We start from the raw sequence: 18,568 nt of genomic DNA on the forward strand, positions 1-18,568 counted from the left end.
ATGGTCACGACACATATCGAACCGGGCAAAGACCTGATCTCGAACCAGCTTTGCCGCTACCTTGAAGGCCGGGGCGTGAAACACGTCTTTGGCTTGTGCGGGCACACCAACATCGCCGTTTTGGCGGCGATGTCGGAAAGCGGCATTGAGTTTGTGAATGTGCGCCATGAGCAAATCGCGTCGCACGCCGCCGATGGTTACGCGCGGGTGACCGGCAAAGCCGCGGTCGTTCTCAGCCACCTGTCGCCGGGCCTGACCAATGCGGCCACCGGGGTGGCGAATGCCGCGCTTGATTGCATTCCTATGGTGGTGATCGCCGGGGATATCCCGTCTTACTACTACGGCAAACACCCGCACCAAGAGGTGAACCTGCACGCCGATGGCAGCCAGTATGAGATCTACCGCCCCTTCGTGAAGCGCGCTTGGCGGGTCGACACCCCCGAACTGCTGCCCGAAATCATGGAAAAAGCCTTCGCTTTGGCGGAATCGGGTCAGCCCGGCCCGGTGCTTGTGAACGTGCCGATGGATTACTTCTCGGCACAGGTTCCGAATGCGCTTTGGGATCGACTTTCGGCCAATACCAAAGACCTGCGCAAACCCTCGCTCGATGACGAAACCGCGCGGGAGATTGTCGGCAAACTGCTTTCCGCAGAACGCCCGGTGATCTACGCGGGCGGCGGCGTCGCGCTGGCGAAAGCGTGGGATGAGCTGAAAGCGCTGGTCGATCATCTGCAACTGCCCGTCGCCCATTCGCTGATGGGCAAAGGCTGCCTGCCCGATGATCATCCGCTGGTGCTGGGGATGACCGGCTTTTGGGGCACCACCTTCACCAATGCGCAAACGCTTGGGGCGGATTGGCTCTTGGCGCTTGGCAGCCGCTTCAAGGAAGCCGATAGCTCATCGTGGTATCCCGAATATACGTTCGACATTGGGCCGGGCAAAACCAGCCTGATCCATATCGATATTGAGCCGCAGGAAATCGGGCGCAACTACCCTGTCGAGATTGGCGCGGTGGCGGACTTGAAAGCAGCGCTGAAAGTGCTGGTGCGGGTGGCCAAAGAAATGTGCCCCGAAGGCGTGCAGCGCCCCGAACTGGTGGCTGAAATCGCGAAGTTCCGCGCCGAGTTCAAAGCCTCAAACACAGCGATGCAGACCTCAGACGCCTTCCCGATGATGCCCGAGCGCATCTTGGCCGACCTGCGCGCAGCCATGCCGCGCGACGCAATCCTGACCTCGGATGTGGGCTGGAACAAAAACGGCGTCGCGCAGCAGTTTGACATCTACACCCCCGGCTCGATCCTGATCCCGGGTGGCTTTGCGACGATGGGCTTTGGCCCGCCCGCCGCCGTGGGCGCCAAAGTGGCGGCCCCTGATCGCGTGGTGATCTCGCTTGTGGGAGATGGCGGCTTTGGCCAAAACCCCGCCGTGCTGGCGACCGCCGCCGCCGAAGGGCTGGCCGTGATTTGGGTGGTGATGAACAACAATGCCTTTGGCACCATCGCGGGGCTGCAAAAGGCGCATTATGACCTGACCTACGGCACCACTTTCCAAAAGGCCGAAAGCCCGCTGGAGCAAACGCCCGATTACGCCGCGATCGCGCGTGCCTATGGCGTGGACGGGGTGCGCGTGGCCTCGGCCGCCGACTTCAAACCGGCGCTGGAAGCGGCGATTGCCTCGGGCAAGCCCACGGTGATTGATGTGGCGATGATCAACAACCCCACGCCCACCTCGGGGCATTGGAACATTTTGGACATCTACTCGCCCGAGGGCGGCGTGGGTCACGTGACCACCGACTAAATCAGACCCCGGGCCGCCCCTACCCCGGCGGCTCGGCCCCCTGCCCCGTGGGCCAACGGGCAGGGAAAAGACGGGCGGCAGGGCAAACCACTTCCTCCCCATTTGCGGTTTGCACCTGCCGCCCGGCTTCGACTAAACTGCCCCTATCGGAGCGTCCCGCTCCCCAGATCAAGAATAACAACCGCTTGCAGCCCGCTGCACCGCCCGGAGGCCCTGATGCGCGCGATTTCCTCGATCTCTTTCTCCGGCCAACTTGAAGACAAGATCACCGCCGCTGCCGACAACGGCTTTACGGCGATTGAAATCTTCCGCGAAGATATCATCGGCTTTGATGGCACCCCCGACGATATTGGCGATTTCGCGCGCGAAGCCGGGATCCGGGTTCTCTCGCTGCAAAGCCTGCGGGACTTCGAGGGGTTGACCGGCCCCGCCCGGATTGAAGCGCTGGCGCGCGCGGAAAAGTTTCTGGAACTGGCCCAGCGGATCGGTGCGGAAATGCTGATCCTGTGCGCCAATACCCGGCCCGACAGCAGCGCTGAAGGGGCCTTGGAAGATTTGCGTTTGTTGGCCGATATGGCGGCGGCACGCGGGCTGAAGGTGGGCTATGAGGCGCTTGCCTCGTCGCGCCATATCACGTCCGTCGCGGCGGCCCATGCGGCGGTAAAGGCCGTCGGGCGGAAAAATTTCGGCCTTGTGATCGGGACCGTGCATCTATTCGCCTCGGCCAGCGGGTCTTTGGAAGATGCGCTCGCCACTCTGCGTGAGATCGAACCGGGTGATATTTTCCTTGTCCATCTGGCGGATACGCCCACCACCCGCATCGATCCGGCGCTGATTGCGGCCTCGTTCCGGCTGTTTCCGGGGCAAGGCTCGCTGCCCGTCGCCGCGCTTTACAGCCAACTGATCGTGCAAGGCTTTGAGGGGCCGCTGTCGATTGAAACTTTCAACGATCAAATCCGGTCGCTACCCGCCACGCGGATTGCCGAAGATGCGATGCGCGCCTTTCATTTGTTGGAAGAAACCCATGCCCGCGCCGCCAATCCGCGCTCGGATGTGCGCGCGCCGGGGTTGATCGAATTCACCGCGCAGGGCGAGGATGCAGAGGATTTCATCCGCCTGTTCACCGCGCTTGGCTTTGCCAAAACGCATGAAAACGGCGCAATCAGCCTGTGGCAACAGGGGCAAATCACGCTGGCGCTGAACACGACCACGCAGGGGCTCGCCCATTCGATCTATCTGGTGCAGGGGGCCTCAGTCTCGGGCATCGGGTTGGTGGTGGATGACATGCCGCTCATGCTGGACCGGATCGGGCTGTTTCACGGCGAGGCGGTGGATTTGGCCGAACCCTATGGGCTGGCGCGGCTGCGCGGCCCGGGCGGGTCGGTGCTGTTCTTGCAGCCCGGGGCCTACACCCCCGGGGCGGACTTTTCCGCAACCGGCGCGGCGCCCGGCACCGGGCTGACCCATATCGACCATGTCGCGCAAGCGCTGCAACCGAACCTGTTCTTGTCGGGGCTTTTGTTCTACCGCGCCACCTTCGATCTGCGCGCGCATGAACTGCGCGACGTGCTGGACCCGCATGGCACGGTGCATTCGCGCACGCTGGTCAGCGATGATGCCGCCTTCCGGCTGTCGTTGAATGCAAGCTTCGGCGCGGGCACCACGACGCAGCGTTTCTTGGGCAAATCTGGCTTCGCCCCGGTGCATCACATTGCCTTGGCGAGCGACGATATTTTCGGCCTTGCCGCGCGGATGGCGCCGCAAGACGTTTTAACCGTGCCCGCAAATTACTATGAAGATCTGGCACTGCGCTTCGATCTGGCCCCCGATTTCATCGCCCGTCTGCGCGAGGGCAATCTAATGTATGACCGCGACGAAAAGGGCACCTATCTGCAGCTTTATACCCGTGCGATCAACGGCTTCTTCTTTGAGGTGGTGGAGCGGCGCGGCTATACCGGCATGGGCGCGGCCAATGCGCCGGTGCGGATGCTTGCCCAATTGCGCGAGATCGAGGCCGAAGAGGCGCTGAACCTGCTGTGAAGCGCAGCGCCTGATCTGATTTCAGCAAAGATGATGCATCATGCGAACGGGTCATACAGGCCCGGCTCGCCCTTCATCAAAGACCGCCCCATGACGGTGCGGTGAATTTCCGACGTGCCATCGAAAATCCGGTAGATGCGGGCATCGCGGTAATAGCGTTCAATCGGCAGGTCTTTGCAAAAGCCCATACCGCCAAAGACCTGCACCGCGCGGTCAACGACCCGGCCCAGGGTTTCGGCGGCCTGCACCTTCACAAGGCTGATGCGGGTGCGCGGGTCCTTGCCCGCATCGATTTCCAACGCGGTTTGCCACAGCGCCAGCCGTGCGGCGTTGATCTCCATCGCGCTGTCGGCCAGCATCTGCGCCACCAGTTGAAACTCGCCAATGGCTTGGCCGAATTGCTTCCGCTCGCGGGCATAATCGATCATCAGATCCAGCACTTTGGTGGCTTTGCCGATAGAGCGCGCGCCCACTTGCGCCAGCCGCACCCGGCCCAGCACGCCCAAGGCCATACGGAACCCCATGCCGCGCGCGCCCAGCATGTGAATGGGTTTCAGCGGCACGTCGTCGAAATGCAGTTCCACATGCGAGGTGCCGCGCAGCCCCATCATCGGCTGGTCGCGCCCGATGGTCAGCCCCGGCGCGCCTTTATCGACCAAAAACAAGGAAATACCCTTTGCGCCCTTGTCCGGGTCCGTCACCGCCGACACGACGAAGAAATCCGACACAAGCCCATCGGAAATGAAATGCTTGCTGCCCGAAAGGCGCCAGCCGCCCTGCCCATCTTCGACCGCTTTGGTGCGGATCGAGGCAGCGTCGGAGCCCGCGCCGGGCTCGGTGATGGCAATGGAACAGACCCGCTCGCCGCGCACGGCAGGGGTCAGCCAGCGATCCACCTGCGCGCCTTCGCAGGCCAAAAGCACCTCATAGACATTGCCAAAGGCCCGGCGGATCAAGATATCGGAGGTGCGGCCGAACTGTTCTTCGACCAGCATCGTGTCAAAAGCCGACAAGCCGCCGCCGCCGAATTCCTCGGGAATGTTCATCGCATAAAGGCCCAGGTCACGGCTTTTTGCAAAAATCCGGTCGGCATGTTCTTGCGCCAATGCGCCGCTTTCCTCGACCTCGTTTTCCAGCGGCGCGAGTTCCTCGGCGATGAAATCGCGCACCGTTTGCACAAGAAGTTGCTGCTCGTGGGAAAGGGTCAGATCCATATCATCCTCTGGGCTGGAAAGCTGCCCCTGCGTAGAAAACCGCGTCGCAACGGTCCAGCACAACGCCCCGCACAAGCGCAGCGATGCACGCCGCAAGCCATGGAAAACGCATCATCCGCCGAAATGATGCATCAAAACCCGCACTAGCGCGGGATGATCGCGCCCGGCTGGGCGATCACAGCGCAAGCCTGTAGATGGGCACGCCCCAATGCTTCGGTCTCCGAGGCGCCTTGCAAAACCGCCGCCAGATAGGCGCCGTTGAAACTGTCGCCCGCCGCAGTGGTGTCGACCACGCGCGGCGCAGGCGCATAGGCGGGCACGGCTATGCTGGCATCAAAAGGCAGCGCCCCCGCCGCCCCGCATTTCAGCGCGCCTTTGGCAAACCCCGCCGCGCGGAACCGGGAAAGAACCTGCGCCGGATCGGTTTCCTCGCCCAGCGCCATTTCATCATCGACCGAGGGCAAGGCAATATCGGTCACCGACCACGCGGCGGCAATCGCGCTGCGCGCGGTGGCAACGTCTTCCCACAGCCGGGGGCGATAATTGCTGTCAAACACCACCATCGCGGGATGCGCGGCCAGATGATCGATCAACCGCGCCCGCACAGCGGGCGGCAAGATCGCAAGGCTGATCGCGCTGAAATAGATCACGTCCACCCCCTCAAGCTGGTCAAATCCATCTTCAAACAGGGTGCGCGCTGCCGATTGGTTGCGCCAATAGCTGAAAGAGCGTTCGCCCGCCGCATCGGTGGCAATCGCATAGATGCCGGGCAGCCGGTCAGGGTGGTGGGTGATGCGATCGGTTCCCACCCCCTCTGCGCGGAAATAGGCCTCCATCCGGGCCGACATCGCATCACGTCCCAAGACGGTGACATAGTCGACCTGCGCGCCGGGAAAGCCGCGCGCCAGATAGATCGCGGTATTGAGCGTATCGCCCGCATAGCCGATCTGCGCGCCCGCACGATCCGGGTTCAGCTCGATCATCGCTTCGCCGACACAGGCAATCTTCATCGCATCCTCACATCACCGCGCCAACCTGCCACGGCAGGAATTCATTATCGCCAAGGCCTTGCGCCTCGGATTTCGTCACTGCGCCCGAAGCCACGCGCAGGATTTCTTCGAATATCTGCGCACCCTTCTCGGCCAAGCTGACGCCCGAAAGCACATCGCCCGCATTCAGATCCATATCCTCGGGCATCGCGTCAAACAGCCGGTCCGAGGTGGCAATCTTGATCGTTGGGGCCGGTTTGGAGCCAAAGGCCGAACCGCGCCCGGTGGTAAAGACCACCAGTTGCGCGCCCCCCGCGATCTGCCCCGTGGCCGAAACCGGGTCATAACCGGGCGTATCCATGTAAACGAGGCCTTTGGCCGTGACCTGTTCCGCATAGTCATAATAAGCGCGCAGCGGCGTCGACCCCGCCTTGGCGACCGCGCCAAGCGACTTTTCCAAGATCGTGGTGATGCCGCCTTGCTTGTTGCCCGGCGAAGGATTGTTGTCCATCGAACCACCACCTTGGGCGGCATAATCTTCCCACCACGCAAGGCAGGAAGTGAGTTTTTCGGCAACGTCCGCCGTGGTGCGGCGCAGCAAAAGCTGTTCAGCACCGTGAATTTCTGGCGTTTCGGACAAGATCACCGTGCCGCCCTGCGCCACGATCATGTCGGATGCCACGCCCAGCGCCGGGTTCGCGGTGATGCCCGAGAAGCCATCTGACCCGCCGCATTGCAGCCCAATCGTCAGGGCGGAAACCGGGCAAGGCTGGCGGGTTATGGCATTTACCTGCGGCAGCAAGCGGCGCACCTCGGCCTTGATCTTCTCAATCGTGGCGCGGGTGCCGCCCATTTCTTGGATCGTCAACCCGTGAAACCGCTCGGCCCCCGCATCGCCAAACCGTGCCTGCATCCGGGCAAGCTGCATCACCTCACAGCCAAGCCCCACAAAGATCGTGGCGCCCACATTGGGGTGGGTGGCGGTGCCCCAAAGCACACGCTCCAGGTTATCTGCCCCGCGCCCGGCCGCAGCCATGCCGCAGCCGGTGCCATGGGCGAAAGCGGCAATCCCATCGACATTGGGAAAATCTGTCAACGCGCCTTCGGCCATCAGTTCTTGCGCCGCGTGACGAATGACCGTTGCCGAGCAATTCACCGTCGCACACAGCGCCACCATATTGCGCGTGCCCACGCGGCCATCGCCGCGCAGATAGCCCATGAAGCTGCGCGGCGCCATTGCCGGAACGGCGGCCTCGGCCTGCGCCAAATCCGCCCCCACCGCATAGCCGCGATCATGATCGCTAAAGGCGCAATTGTGGCTGTGGACATGCGCGCCTGCCGCAATGGTTTCGGTGGCCAGACCGATGATCTGGCCAAACTTCACCACCGGCGTCCCCGGCGCCATCGCCACCCGCGCGATCTTGTGCCCAGCGGAAAGCGGCGCAGGCAGCGGCGCGCCAAGATCCAGCGGATCGGCCCCTGCCGCGGCGCGGGCCGTCAGCACCGCCACCGTATCGGCGGGGTTGAGGATCAGCACCTCAGCCATGCGCCACCGCTGCCATCACACCGCGCAATTCGGCCAAGCCGCGCATCCGCCCAATAAGCGGATAGCCCGGGAAGGTGCCGCGCCCGATGTCGGCCAACAGTTCATGCCCATGATCGGGACGCATCGGAATGACCGCATCGGCCCGCCCCTCGGTCACGCGGCGCGCCTCTTCGGCCAAAAGCGCCTTCACCACGGCGACCATATCGGTATCGCCCCCCAGATGCGGCGCTTCTTCAAAGCTGCCATCGGGGTCTTTCTTCACATTGCGCAGATGGGCAAAGTGAATGCGCGGGGCAAAGCGCGCGGCAATCGCCGCCGGATCATTGGCCGGGTTCGCCCCCAGCGAGCCGGTGCACAGCGTCAACCCGTTCGCCACGCTTTCGACCGCCTGCAAGATCCAAGCAATGTCTTCGGCATTCGAGACCACACGCGGCAGGCCCAAAATATCGCGCGGCGGATCATCGGGGTGCACGCAAAGGCGCATCCCCAGTTCTTCGGCCGTCGGGATCACCTCTTCGAGGAAGCGTTTATAATTGCGCCGAATTTCGGCGCGCCCAATCCCCTCATAAAGCGCCAGTTGATCGCGCAGCCCCGCAATATCATAACGATCAAACGCGCCGGGAAGCCCCGACATGATCGCGTGCAACAGAGCGTTGCGATCCGCCTCGGTCGCGCCTTGATACCACGCGGCGGCACGGGCACGCACCTCGGGCGCATAATCCGCCTCGGCCCCGTCACGGCCCAGCATATGGATCTCAAACGCGGCCATCCGATAGGCTTCGAACCGCAAGCAGGTGCCGCCGCGCGCGACGGGGGCTTGCAGATCGGTCCGCGTCCAATCCAGCACGGGCATGAAGTTGTAGCAGATCGTTTTGATCCCCTCTGCCGCCAGATTGGCCATCGACTGCCGGTAATTGGCAAAAAGCGTGGTCAAATCGCCGTCGTCGCGCTTGATGCGCTCATGCACCGGCAGGCTTTCCACCACCGACCAGCGAAACCCGGCCTGCTCGATCTCGCCCTTGCGCGCCGCAATCGCCGCGCGCGGCCAGACCTCGCCATAGGGGATTTCATGAAGCGCATGCACGATCCCGGTGGCGCCCGTCTGGGCGATTTCGGGCAAGGTGATGCGATCAAATTCGGGGCCATACCAGCGCCAACATTCTTGCATCACACCACCTCCTCAACGGCCTTGCGCGCACCCAGATCCACCAACCGGCCATAGGCTTCGGTCACGGGCGCTTGCAGCAGCGCGGCCATTTCGGCCGAAAACACATCGCGCAGACCCAAAAGCGCGGCGACCTTGCCTTCGGGCGTATCGGCCCCGTCGGACAGCGCGCGCAACCGCGCGGCCAGCGGGTCTTTCACCTCGATCGGCGCGCCGGTTTCATCGGTGCCGCCGACGTAGCGCATCCAAGCCGCCACCGCGAGCACAAGCCCCGGCGCCGTTCGGCCCGCCGCAAAAGTCTCGGCCAAGGTGCCCAGAATGCGCTGCGGTAATTTTTGGCTGCCATCCATCGCAATCTGCCACGTGCGGTGCCGGATCGCGGGGTTTGCGTAGCGCGCGGCCAAAGCCTCGGCATAGGCGGCAAGGCTTTCGCCGGGGGGCGGGGTCAGCGCGGGAATGATTTCATCGGCCCAGAGTTTTTTCACAAAACGCGCAAAAACCGGATCGGCCATCGTGTCGGCAATTGTCTCATGGCCCGCCAGATACCCAAGATAGGCAAGCGCGGAATGCGTGCCGTTGAGCATGCGCAGTTTCATATGCTCATAGGGCGTGACATCGGCCACCATTTGCGCGCCGACCGCGCCCCAATCGGGCCGCGCACCATTCACGAAACTGTCTTCGATCACCCATTGGCGGAACGGCTCATGCATTACGGGCGCCGCATCATGGCAACCCGTCAGCGCTTCGACCTGCGCAATGTCCTCGGGCTTGGTGGCGGGCACGATCCGATCCACCATCGTGGCCGGGAAACGCCCCTTTTCCGCGATCCAATCGGCCAAGGCCGGATCGATTTCGCGCGCCAAAGCCAGCACCACGCCGCGCAGCACCTTGCCGTTATGAGGAAGGTTGTCACAGGTCATCGCGGTAAAGGGTGCGACGCCCGCCGCCTTGCGCCGTTGCAGCGCGCGCACAATATAGCCCGGCGCAGAGCGTGGCAGCGCCTGCGCAATGTCATGCACGATATCGGGATGGGTCAGGTTGAGCGCGCCGGTCGAGGGTTCATGGCAATAGCCCTTTTCCGTAACCGTCAGCGAAACGATCTGCACCGCAGGATCGGCCATCGCCGTCAACACGGCCTCTGGGTCTTCGGGCGCGACCAGCACGCCGGCAATCACCTGCACCGCATGCGGTTTCACGCCCTCGGGCGCAAGTTCCAGCGCGATATAGCTGCCGCCTTGCGGGGCCAGCGCATCGCGCGTGCCCGCGCTTTGCAACGACACGCCCAGAATGCCCCACTCCCCACCCGAGGCCGCAATCGCCTCTTCGGTGAAAATCGCGCCATGGGCACGGAAAAAGGCCCCAAGGCCAAGGTGGACGATGCCGACCTTGGGCGCGGGGGCAACACGGTCAAGGCGGGGGGCAGTGTCAGCGGGCAAGCCAGCCTCCATCGACATTAAGCACCGCGCCATGGATGTAACGCGCGGCGGCAGAACACAGGAAAGCGGCCGTGCCGCCGATATCTTCGGGCGCGCCCCAACGGCCTGCGGGAATACGCTCCAAGATCGCCTTGTTGCGCACCGGATCGGCGCGCAACGCCTCGGTGTTGTTGGTGGCGATATAGCCCGGGGCGATGGCGTTGACGTTGATCCCCTTGGCCGCCCATTCATTGGCCAAGATCTTGGTCAGCCCCGCCACGCCATGTTTTGACGCGGTGTAAGACGGCACACGAATGCCGCCCTGAAAGCTGAGCAGGGACGCGATATTGACCACCGCGGCAGGCAGCGTGTCTTGCGCCAGCGCGGCCTCGGCAAAGGCTTGGGTCGTAAAGAAAACCGCCTTTAGGTTGACATCCATCACCGCGTCCCAATCGGCTTCGGTGAAGGACAGGCTGTCGTCACGGCGGATGATCCCGGCATTATTGACCAAGATCGAATAGCCCTGCCCGTCGAACACGCCTTGGCCCGCCATCGGATCGGCAAAATCGAGCGCCAGAAAATCGCCCTGCCCGCCCGCTTCGGCGATCCGGGTCAGCGTTTCATCACAGTCGCGCCGGCCCGCACAGGTGACCCGCGCGCCTTGTGCGGCCAAAGACACCGCAATCGCCTGCCCGATGCCGGTATTGGCCCCGGTCACCAGCGCGCGCCGCCCGGTCAGGGAAAACGGGCTCACCGCAACGCCTCCGGCTGAATAAAGTCCATGTCGGTGTAATCGACATTGTCGCCCGCCATCGCCCAGATGAACGTGTAAGGCCCGGTGCCCGCGCCCGCATGGATCGACCACGGCGGCGAGATCGCCGCCTCTTCATTGCCCACGAACAAATGCCGGGTTTCGGTGGGTTCGCCCATCAGATGCATCACCCGGGCGCTGTCATCCATGTTCCAGTAAAGATAGGCCTCCATCCGGCGGTCATGCAGGTGCGCAGGCATGGTGTTCCACACAGAGCCATCCAAAAGCGTGGTATAGCCCAGCACCAATTGGCAGCTTTCCATCACCAGCGGATGGATGAACTGGTTGATGACCCGCTTGTTGGCGGTGGCCGTATCGCCCAGCCGCAGTTCTTTGGCATCCGCGAGCCGGATCAGCCGCGAGGGGCAGGTGCGATGCGCGGGCGCCGAGGTGATGTAAAACCGCCCCGCCCCCGCGAAACTGACCGGGCCAGTGCCCATGCCCAGATAGAGCACGTCGCCACGCGCCATCGTGTAGCTTTCGCCCGCCGCCGTCACGGTGCCGGTCTCGCCAATATTGACGATGCCCATTTCGCGCCGATCCAGAAACGAGGGCGTGCGCGTTTCGTCGACCTTATCCAGCGTCAGCGTGCCCGCGCCGGGCACCGCGCCGCCCAGAACGAACCGGTCGTAATGGGTATAGACAAGGCGGATTTCGCCCGTCTCAAACAGGTTTTCTGCAAGGAAATGCTGCCGCAGCCCCGCAGTATCGAGGGTTTTCGCGTGGTCTTGATGCACGGCGTGGCGGGTTTCGACACGAAGCATGGTCTCTCCTTTCACAGAAAATCGTCGCGGCGGGGGGCGAAGCTGTCGATCAGCACCCCCGGCTCAAGGCACAGGCAGCCATGCACCGCGCCCGAGGGGATTGAAAAGGCATCGCCCGGGCCCACCTCGAACCGTTCTCCGGCCAGCTCGAAGCGGAACCGGCCCGATTGGCAATAGGTGGTCTGGACATGGGGGTGGGAATGCAAAAGCCCCTCGCCCCCCGCCTCGAAGGTGAAACGCACCACCATCAGATCGGGCGTTTCGGTCAGCACCTGGCGCGTGGCGCCAGGTCCGGTTGCAACAACGGGATAGCTTTGCATCATCCCCTCCTTAGTGGAATACGCTGGGCAGCCACAACGACAGGGCGGGGACATACGTCACCAGCATCAACGTGCCGAAAGCGGCGATATAGAAGGGCCAGATCGAACGGATCACCGACCAGATCGAAACGCGCCCCACCGCGCAGCCGACAAACAGCACCGCCCCCACCGGTGGCGTGCACAGCCCGATCCCAAGGTTCAGCACCAAGATCACGCCAAAATGCACCGGGTCGATCCCGAAGGCCTGCGCCACCGGCAAGAAGATCGGCGTGCAGATCACGATCAGCGGCGACATATCCATGAACGTGCCAAGGATCAGCAACACCACGTTGATCAACAGCAAGATCACGATCGGGTTGTCCGAAAAGCCTTGCAGCGCGCTGACCAGTGCCGTGGGCACCTTGAGGAAGGCCAAAAGCCAGCCAAAGGCCGCCGCGCAGCCGATCACCATCAGCACCATGGCGGTAGTGCGCACCGCCGCTTTGGTGGCGGCAACGAATTCCGAAAAGCTGAGTGTGCGATAGACCAGCGCGGTCACAAAGATCGCATAGACCACGGCAATGTTGGAGCTTTCCGACGCGGTAAAGATACCCGAGCGCACCCCGCCAAAGATGATCGCCACCAAGATCAAACCGGGCAGCGCATTGGCGAAGATCCGGCCCATCATATGCCATCCGGGGAATGGTTCGGTCGGATAGCCGCGTTTCTTGGCCACGAAATAGGCCGCCACCATCAATGACAGCGCCAGCGTGATGCCCGGCACGATGCCCGCGGTGAACAGATCCGCGATCGAGATTTTGCCCCCCGCCGAGATCGAATAGATGATCATATTGTGGCTGGGCGGCAGCATCAGCGCGATGATCGAGGCCACAACGGTGATGTTCACCGCGTAATCGGTGCCATAACCGCGTTCCTTCATCTGCGGGACCATTAGGCCCCCCACGGCAGAGGCATCCGCCGCGGCAGAACCAGAGACGCCGCCAAACATGACCGAGGCCATGATGTTCACCTGCCCAAGCCCGCCGCGCAAATGACCCACAAGCGCCCCCGCAAGCGCCACCAGACGCCGCGCAATATCACCGCGCACCATTAGATCGCCCGCATAGATAAAGAACGGAATGGCCATAAGGGCGTAAACAGAAACCCCCGAGTTCAGCCGCTGGAACACCACCACCGGCGGCAGACCCAGATAGACGACCGTCGCAAAGGAGGCAGCGCCAAGGCAAAAGGCGACCGGGGTGCCGATCAGCAAAAGCGACACGAAGGTGCCAAAGAGAATCCACAGTTCCATGGCTTAGGCCTCCGCTTCGGTGGGTTTGGGGGTTTCGTCTTCGTGGTCATCCCCGAAGCGCGAGGTGGGCAGGCCAGCGGCGCGGCGCGCGATCCGCTCGATGCAAAACAGCACCAGCAGGCAACCGCCCACGACGATGGGCAAAAAGTCGAAAGCGCCGGAAATCCCAAGGCTGGGCAGCTTGTTGTGGACGGTGCGTTCCGCCAGTTCCCAGCCGAACTTCACCATGCCCACGGCAAAGGCGCCCACCACCACATCCGAAACCGTGTAAAGCCAGAGCTTCACCTTTTGCGGCAGGAAATAAAGCACCACGTCAAAGCTGAGGTGATAGCCTTCGCGGATGCCCACGGCGGCCCCCAGAAAGATGAACCACCCCATGATCATCACTGCGGCCGGTTCCGTCCACGGCAGCGACGAATTCAAAACGTAGCGGAAGAAGACCTGCATCGCGATGAACGCCGTCATCACGACCACGCCGGTTCCGGCAATCCAAAGCGCGACATTGCCCAGAAATCCGGTCACCCGCGCCACTTGCAACATGAAGTCCTTCACCGACCCCTCCCCGAGCTGCATCGAAAAACGCCGCGCGAAGGCCCGACCCCTCGCGCGGCGTATATGGGTCAGATCACTCGGTCGCTTGGATCCGAGCGACCAGATCCTTGAGCACGTCAGAGGTCACGTATTTTTCGTAAACCGGCTCCATCGCTTCGATGAACGGGGTCTTGTCGATATCGGTGACCACCTCGACCCCCGCCGCTTCCAGCTTGGCTTCGGATCTGGCTTCTTGCTCGGCCCAAAGGCGGCGCATTTCCGGCACCGAATCCCGCGCGGCTTGGCGCACGATCTCTTGGTCCTCGGCGCTCAGCCCGTCCCAGGTCCTTTTCGACATCACCAGCACTTCCGGCACGATCAGGTGTTGATCGAGCGTGTAGTATTTGGCGACCTCAAAATGGCCCGAGCTGTCATAGGACGGCCAGTTGTTTTCCGCCCCGTCAATAACGCCGGTCTGGATCGAGCTATAAACCTCGCCATAGGGCATCGGCGTCGCATTGGCGCCCACCGCGCTGACCATATCGACAAACAGATCCGACTGCATGACGCGGAACTTCATGCCTTCCAGATCGGCCATCGATTTGATCGGTTTTTGGCTGTTGTAGAAGCTGCGCGAGCCGCCATCATAGAAGGCCAGACCGATCAGATCATGTGGCGTGAAAGCATCCAGAATCTGTTGGCCAATCTCGCCATCCATCACCGTGTGCATGTGATCGACCGAGCGGAAGATATAGGGCAGCGAGGGAACTTGCGTTTCTTCGATGATATTGTTGAACGGCCCAAGGCTGACGCGGTTCATATCGATCACGCCGAACTGGGTTTGTTCGATGCTGTCTTTCTCTTCGCCAAGCTGGGCAGAGTGATAGACTTCGATGCACAGACGGCCATCGCTGCGCTCTTGCAAAAGCTGCCCCATATATTTCACCGCTTCCACGGTGGGGTAGCCATCCGGATGCGTGTCCGACGAACGGAACGTGGTTTCACAGGCCGTTGCCGCGCCCGCGAACGCCACGCCCGCCAACAGCGCCGCAAGGGTGGTCAGATGTTTCATGGTTTTTCTCCTCCCATGAGTTGGCTCAAAGCCGGTAGGCTTGCCGTGCAAGCCGGTGAGCGAGGTCTTGGGCGACCTCGAAGGCCTCATCCTCCGCCAGCCGCCCGGTGGCGACCAACGTGGCGAGGAAGGCAGAGTCGACCCGGCGCGACACATCATGACGCGCGGGGATCGAGCAAAAGGCACGGGTGTCGTCGTTGAAGCCGACGGTGTTGTAAAAGCCCGCGGTTTCGGTGGTCATCTGGCGGAACCGCCACATGCCCTCATAGCTGTCATGGAACCACCACGGCGGCCCCAGCCGCAGGCAGGGATAGACCCCCGCAAGCGGCGCCAATTCGCGCGCATAGGTGGTTTCATCCAGCGTGAACAGGATCACCGTCAGGTTCGGCTCTTCGCCCACCGCGTCCAGAAGCGGCTTGAGCGCGGTGACGTAATCGGTGCGGCTTGGGATGTCATAGCCCTTGTCGCGGCCAAAACGATCCAGCACCGGACCGGAGTGGTTGCGGAAGGCGCCGGGGTGAATTTGCATCACCAGCCCGTCATCAAGCGACATTTTCGCCATTTCCGTCAGCATCTGCCCGCGGAACGCCTCGCGCTCCGCGGTGTCGGCCAGCCCCGTCATGACCCGGTCGTAAAGCGCAGCCGCTTCGGCCGGACCAAGGTTGTGAGTGGTGGCAGTGGGGTGGCCGTGATCGGTAGAGGTTGCGCCGAACTGCTTAAAATAGGCGCGCCGGTTGCGATGCGCGGCCAGATAGCCCGCATAAGAGCCCGGATCTTCGCCCGCCAGCGCGCAGAACTGTTCGACGTTTTGCACAAAGCCGCCGAAGTCCGGGTCGACCACCGGATCGGGGCGATAAGCGGTGATCACCCGCCCCGTCCAGCCGCTTTCGCGGATCATCCGGTGCCATTTAAGATCATCCAGCGGGCTTTCGGTGGTCGCGATCACCTCGATCCCGAACCGCTCGAACAGCGCGCGCGGACGAAACTCGGGCTTGGCGAGGCACGCGGCGATGTGGTCGTAATACATGTCGGCGGTGGCGGCGCTGAGCCGCTGATCCAGACCGAAGACATTTTCAAACGCATGGTCGAGCCAGATCCGCGAGGGCGTCGCGCGCAGCAGATGAAAGTGTTCGGCAAAGCGGCGCCAGACCGTGCGGCCATCGGTTTCCACCGGCCCGCCATCGGCGCGCGGCACGCCCAGACTTTCCAGCCGTACCCCTTGGCTGTGCAGCATCCGAAACACGTAATGATCGGGCGTTACAAAAAGCTGGGCCGGGTCCGGAAAGGCCGCATTTTCGGCAAACCAACGGGGATCGGTGTGCCCATGGGGGGACAAGATCGGCGCATCCTTGACGGTATCATAAAGCGCCCGGGCCATGCCCCGCACCCGTTCTTCAACCGGAAACAGGCGGTCAGCGTCCAGCAGAGCCATGGTTCCTCCCCCATTCTCTTGGTATTGCAACGGTGGACGACGCCACCTTGATAAACTAATATGCTAGTATAGCCGCGCCGTCAATGAGGATGGACATGACCGACACATTGCAGTTACCCAAGCTCGATTTTACGCCGACGACCGTGGCAGATCAGGTGTATGCCGAGTTGCACCGGCAGGTATTGTCGCTTGAATTGAAGCCCGGCGCGAAGCTGTCGGAAGTGGAGGTTGCCAAGGCAATGGGCGTATCGCGCCAGCCCGTGCGCGATGCGTTTTATCGCCTGTCAAAGCTGGGGTTCTTGCTGATCCGGCCTCAGCGCGCGACCACGGTCACGCTGATTTCTGCGGCGGCGGTGATGCGGGCGCGCTTCATTCGCACGGCGCTGGAAGTCGAGACGATCCGCACCGCCGCGCCGCGCCTGACCGAGGCCGATCTAGACGCGCTGGCGGCGAATATCGCGGCGCAGGATGTGGCGATCAAGGCCGATGACCGGGGCGGGTTTCATCAGCTTGACGATGCGTTTCACCGCGAAATCTGTGCCCGGGCGAATCTGTCCTTCACGTGGGAGCTGATCTCGGAAAACAAAGGGCATATGGACCGGGTGCGGATGCTGTCGCTGTCTTTCGCCTCGCGCACCGCATGGGAAGATCACGTCGCGATTCTGGCCGCGCTGCGGGGCCGCGACCCCGACGCCGCCACCGCGGCGATGCGCGCGCATCTGAGCCGGATCAAGGAACAGATCGACCGTATCTTGGAACAAAACCACGCCTATTTCGCCGATGAACCGGCGGATCTGCGCCTCGATTTCTAGACCGTTTGTGCCCAGCGCCGCGCCCGCCCATGCAGGGCGCGCGCGTGCCGGTGGTGCTGTTTCGCTAAGGCTCAGTTGACCCGGATGTTGAACACATAGGTGCCGCCATCGACGCGATGATCCACCATCTCATTACCGGTAGACCGGCAGAACGCCTCGAAATCCTTGACCGCGCCCGGATCGGTCGCCTGAATTTCCAAAACCTGCCCGGCGGTCATTTCCTTGATCGCCTTTTTCGCACGCAGGATCGGTAGCGGGCAGTTCAGTCCCTTTGCATCAAGCACTTGGTCAGCCATCATCTGTTCCTTCCTCAGATGTAAAGATTGATGTCGCAGCGCGTCGCGGCATCGACCCATGTGGCCGCGCCGCCCAGTTCCAGCCCGTCGATCATGTCGCTTGTCTTGTATTCGAACAAATCCATGGTCATTTGGCAGGCGATGATCTTCACATCGGCCTCGACCGCCATTTCGCGCAACTCTTCGATCGAGGCGACGCCCTTTTTCTTGAGCATGTCCTTCATCATCGCGGTGGTCAGCGCGGTGGCACCGGGCATTGCCGCAACGATATTGGGCATCGCCATATGCCTGCCACCCATCGGCATTTCCATCGCCGCATTGCCCAACGGGTTGATCTTCAGATCAGGCTTTTTCTTCAGCAGCGTCAGCCCGTAAAAGGTGAAGAACATCGTCACCTCTAGCCCCATAGCCGCAGCTGTGGTGGCCAAAATGAACGGCGGGTAGCCCCAATCGAGCGTGCCCTTGGTGACGATGATCGACATGGATTTCGCTTCTGTATCCGTCATGCTCCCTCCCTTGAGCCCGGGCAATCCTTCACAGCCCGGCCGCCACGGTCAGCCAGTGGTCGGGGCCTCCCTGCCCCGTTTCACATCCTCCCGGGCGGGGCCCGAGAGGAAAAGCTGGGTCAATCAGGCCGTGCAGCCGGCGAAATTTTCGGCTTCCATCTTGGCCTCATAAGGTCCGGCCACTTCGCTGCCCGGGGTCAGAACCGCCGCCGCAGCGGCCGGATCTTCGGGCTTCACCCGCACCATCCAGCCCGCCCCATAGGTATCGGTATTGGCCAGTTTCGGGCTGCCGGTCAGCTCTTCGTTGATCGCCACGATTTCCGAGCGGAACCCGATTTTCGCCGGGCCGACCCATTTGCCGCTTTCGACCGTCGCCACCGATTTACCGGCATCGATCGTCTTGCCAACCTTCTTGGCGGTAAAAGCGACCAGCGCCCCGGCCATAGCCGTGGCGATCATCGTCATCCCAACGGTATAGGTGCCGTCGGACTCGGCACGATACCAAAGATTGTTGGGCACATCATAAAAAAGCTCGTCGGGCAGGTTACATCCGCGCACGATGGGCAT

18 protein-coding genes are annotated in these 18,568 nt (G+C 62.4%); 3 read left to right on the forward strand and 15 right to left on the reverse strand.

Going from position 1 to position 18,568, the window contains the following annotated elements; all coding sequences use genetic code 11:
• Both CKO11_RS09230 and CKO11_RS09235 read left to right on the forward strand, forming a co-directional pair.
• Window positions 1–1,797, forward strand: a complete 1,797-nt coding sequence (locus CKO11_RS09230) for a thiamine pyrophosphate-binding protein (RefSeq protein WP_223637052.1) — start codon at window positions 1–3, stop codon at window positions 1,795–1,797.
• 216 nt (window positions 1,798–2,013) lie between these two features.
• Window positions 2,014–3,837: a bifunctional sugar phosphate isomerase/epimerase/4-hydroxyphenylpyruvate dioxygenase family protein gene (locus CKO11_RS09235; protein WP_223637055.1), complete on the forward strand. Its 1,824-nt coding sequence runs from the start codon at window positions 2,014–2,016 to the stop codon at window positions 3,835–3,837.
• A 38-nt stretch (window positions 3,838–3,875) separates the two neighbouring features.
• Here the strand turns inward: CKO11_RS09235 and CKO11_RS09240 are convergent, their stop codons facing one another.
• From CKO11_RS09240 to uxaC, 12 genes are all read right to left on the reverse strand, one after another.
• Window positions 3,876–5,051 (reverse strand): acyl-CoA dehydrogenase family protein, encoded by a 1,176-nt coding sequence (locus tag CKO11_RS09240; protein ID WP_223637058.1) that lies wholly within the window; start codon window positions 5,049–5,051, stop codon window positions 3,876–3,878.
• Between the two features lie 143 nt (window positions 5,052–5,194).
• A complete protein-coding gene (locus CKO11_RS09245) occupies window positions 5,195–6,061 on the reverse strand; it encodes a sugar kinase (protein ID WP_223637061.1) in 867 nt (288 codons plus the stop codon).
• Between the two features lie 7 nt (window positions 6,062–6,068).
• Window positions 6,069–7,586 carry a UxaA family hydrolase gene (locus CKO11_RS09250; RefSeq protein WP_223637064.1) on the reverse strand — a complete coding sequence of 506 codons (1,518 nt, stop codon included), beginning with the start codon at window positions 7,584–7,586 and terminating at the stop codon, window positions 6,069–6,071.
• Entirely contained in the window at window positions 7,579–8,754 is a 1,176-nt protein-coding gene (uxuA, locus tag CKO11_RS09255; protein ID WP_223637067.1) for a mannonate dehydratase, read from the reverse strand. Before uxuA ends, CKO11_RS09250 begins: the two co-directional genes overlap by 8 nt.
• Window positions 8,754–10,187 (reverse strand): mannitol dehydrogenase family protein, encoded by a 1,434-nt coding sequence (locus CKO11_RS09260; RefSeq protein ID WP_411742006.1) that lies wholly within the window; start codon window positions 10,185–10,187, stop codon window positions 8,754–8,756. Before CKO11_RS09260 ends, uxuA begins: the two co-directional genes overlap by 1 nt.
• On the reverse strand, window positions 10,177–10,920 hold the full coding sequence (kduD, locus tag CKO11_RS09265; protein ID WP_223637070.1) for a 2-dehydro-3-deoxy-D-gluconate 5-dehydrogenase KduD: 744 nt from the start codon (window positions 10,918–10,920) through the stop codon (window positions 10,177–10,179). The genes CKO11_RS09260 and kduD overlap by 11 nt, the downstream gene beginning before the upstream one ends.
• Entirely contained in the window at window positions 10,917–11,741 is an 825-nt protein-coding gene (kduI, locus tag CKO11_RS09270; RefSeq protein WP_223637073.1) for a 5-dehydro-4-deoxy-D-glucuronate isomerase, read from the reverse strand. Before kduI ends, kduD begins: the two co-directional genes overlap by 4 nt.
• 11 nt (window positions 11,742–11,752) lie before the next feature.
• Complete coding sequence (locus tag CKO11_RS09275) at window positions 11,753–12,061, reverse strand: cupin domain-containing protein (protein WP_411742007.1); 309 nt, start codon at window positions 12,059–12,061, stop codon at window positions 11,753–11,755.
• A 10-nt stretch (window positions 12,062–12,071) separates the two neighbouring features.
• A complete protein-coding gene (locus tag CKO11_RS09280; RefSeq protein ID WP_223637079.1) occupies window positions 12,072–13,352 on the reverse strand; it encodes a TRAP transporter large permease in 1,281 nt (426 codons plus the stop codon).
• A 3-nt stretch (window positions 13,353–13,355) separates the two neighbouring features.
• Complete coding sequence (locus CKO11_RS09285) at window positions 13,356–13,904, reverse strand: TRAP transporter small permease (RefSeq protein ID WP_223637082.1); 549 nt, start codon at window positions 13,902–13,904, stop codon at window positions 13,356–13,358.
• Between the two features lie 73 nt (window positions 13,905–13,977).
• Window positions 13,978–14,955 carry a TRAP transporter substrate-binding protein gene (locus CKO11_RS09290; protein ID WP_223637085.1) on the reverse strand — a complete coding sequence of 326 codons (978 nt, stop codon included), beginning with the start codon at window positions 14,953–14,955 and terminating at the stop codon, window positions 13,978–13,980.
• Window positions 14,956–14,980: 25 nt separating this feature from the next.
• Complete coding sequence (uxaC, locus tag CKO11_RS09295; protein ID WP_223637088.1) at window positions 14,981–16,387, reverse strand: glucuronate isomerase; 1,407 nt, start codon at window positions 16,385–16,387, stop codon at window positions 14,981–14,983.
• 95 nt (window positions 16,388–16,482) lie between these two features.
• Between uxaC and CKO11_RS09300 the strand changes: the two genes are divergently transcribed.
• Complete coding sequence (locus tag CKO11_RS09300; RefSeq protein ID WP_223637091.1) at window positions 16,483–17,199, forward strand: GntR family transcriptional regulator; 717 nt, start codon at window positions 16,483–16,485, stop codon at window positions 17,197–17,199.
• A gap of 71 nt (window positions 17,200–17,270) precedes the next feature.
• Here CKO11_RS09300 and CKO11_RS09305 read toward each other — a convergent pair whose 3' ends face one another.
• From CKO11_RS09305 to CKO11_RS09315, 3 genes are all read right to left on the reverse strand, one after another.
• Window positions 17,271–17,495, reverse strand: a complete 225-nt coding sequence (locus CKO11_RS09305) for a sulfurtransferase TusA family protein (protein WP_223637093.1) — start codon at window positions 17,493–17,495, stop codon at window positions 17,271–17,273.
• A 14-nt stretch (window positions 17,496–17,509) separates the two neighbouring features.
• Complete coding sequence (gene dsrE2 / locus CKO11_RS09310) at window positions 17,510–18,001, reverse strand: sulfur carrier protein DsrE2 (RefSeq protein ID WP_223637096.1); 492 nt, start codon at window positions 17,999–18,001, stop codon at window positions 17,510–17,512.
• Window positions 18,002–18,124: 123 nt separating this feature from the next.
• A complete protein-coding gene (locus tag CKO11_RS09315; RefSeq protein WP_223637099.1) occupies window positions 18,125–18,568 on the reverse strand; it encodes a glycine cleavage system protein H in 444 nt (147 codons plus the stop codon).

This window comes from Rhodobacter sp. TJ_12 (assembly GCF_020023995.1).
Taxonomy (GTDB): Bacteria; Pseudomonadota; Alphaproteobacteria; order Rhodobacterales; family Rhodobacteraceae; genus Rhodobacter.

Bases quoted from the DNA above. Each gene is read 5' to 3' on its own strand.
- CKO11_RS09315 (WP_223637099.1), bottom strand. From the start codon at position 18,568: ATGCCCATCGTGCGCGGATGTAACCTGCCCGACGAGCTTTTTTATGAT.
- uxaC (WP_223637088.1), bottom strand. From the start codon at position 16,387: ATGGCTCTGCTGGACGCTGACCGCCTGTTTCCGGTTGAAGAACGGGTG.
- CKO11_RS09280 (WP_223637079.1), bottom strand. From the start codon at position 13,352: ATGGAACTGTGGATTCTCTTTGGCACCTTCGTGTCGCTTTTGCTGATC.
- CKO11_RS09250 (WP_223637064.1), bottom strand. From the start codon at position 7,586: ATGGCTGAGGTGCTGATCCTCAACCCCGCCGATACGGTGGCGGTGCTG.
- CKO11_RS09235 (WP_223637055.1), top strand. From the start codon at position 2,014: ATGCGCGCGATTTCCTCGATCTCTTTCTCCGGCCAACTTGAAGACAAG.
- CKO11_RS09290 (WP_223637085.1), bottom strand. From the start codon at position 14,955: ATGAAACATCTGACCACCCTTGCGGCGCTGTTGGCGGGCGTGGCGTTC.
- CKO11_RS09305 (WP_223637093.1), bottom strand. From the start codon at position 17,495: ATGGCTGACCAAGTGCTTGATGCAAAGGGACTGAACTGCCCGCTACCG.
- uxuA (WP_223637067.1), bottom strand. From the start codon at position 8,754: ATGCAAGAATGTTGGCGCTGGTATGGCCCCGAATTTGATCGCATCACC.
- kduI (WP_223637073.1), bottom strand. From the start codon at position 11,741: ATGCTTCGTGTCGAAACCCGCCACGCCGTGCATCAAGACCACGCGAAA.
- CKO11_RS09245 (WP_223637061.1), bottom strand. From the start codon at position 6,061: ATGAAGATTGCCTGTGTCGGCGAAGCGATGATCGAGCTGAACCCGGAT.
- CKO11_RS09230 (WP_223637052.1), top strand. From the start codon at position 1: ATGGTCACGACACATATCGAACCGGGCAAAGACCTGATCTCGAACCAG.
- CKO11_RS09300 (WP_223637091.1), top strand. From the start codon at position 16,483: ATGACCGACACATTGCAGTTACCCAAGCTCGATTTTACGCCGACGACC.
- CKO11_RS09275 (WP_411742007.1), bottom strand. From the start codon at position 12,061: ATGCAAAGCTATCCCGTTGTTGCAACCGGACCTGGCGCCACGCGCCAG.
- dsrE2 (WP_223637096.1), bottom strand. From the start codon at position 18,001: ATGACGGATACAGAAGCGAAATCCATGTCGATCATCGTCACCAAGGGC.
- CKO11_RS09240 (WP_223637058.1), bottom strand. From the start codon at position 5,051: ATGGATCTGACCCTTTCCCACGAGCAGCAACTTCTTGTGCAAACGGTG.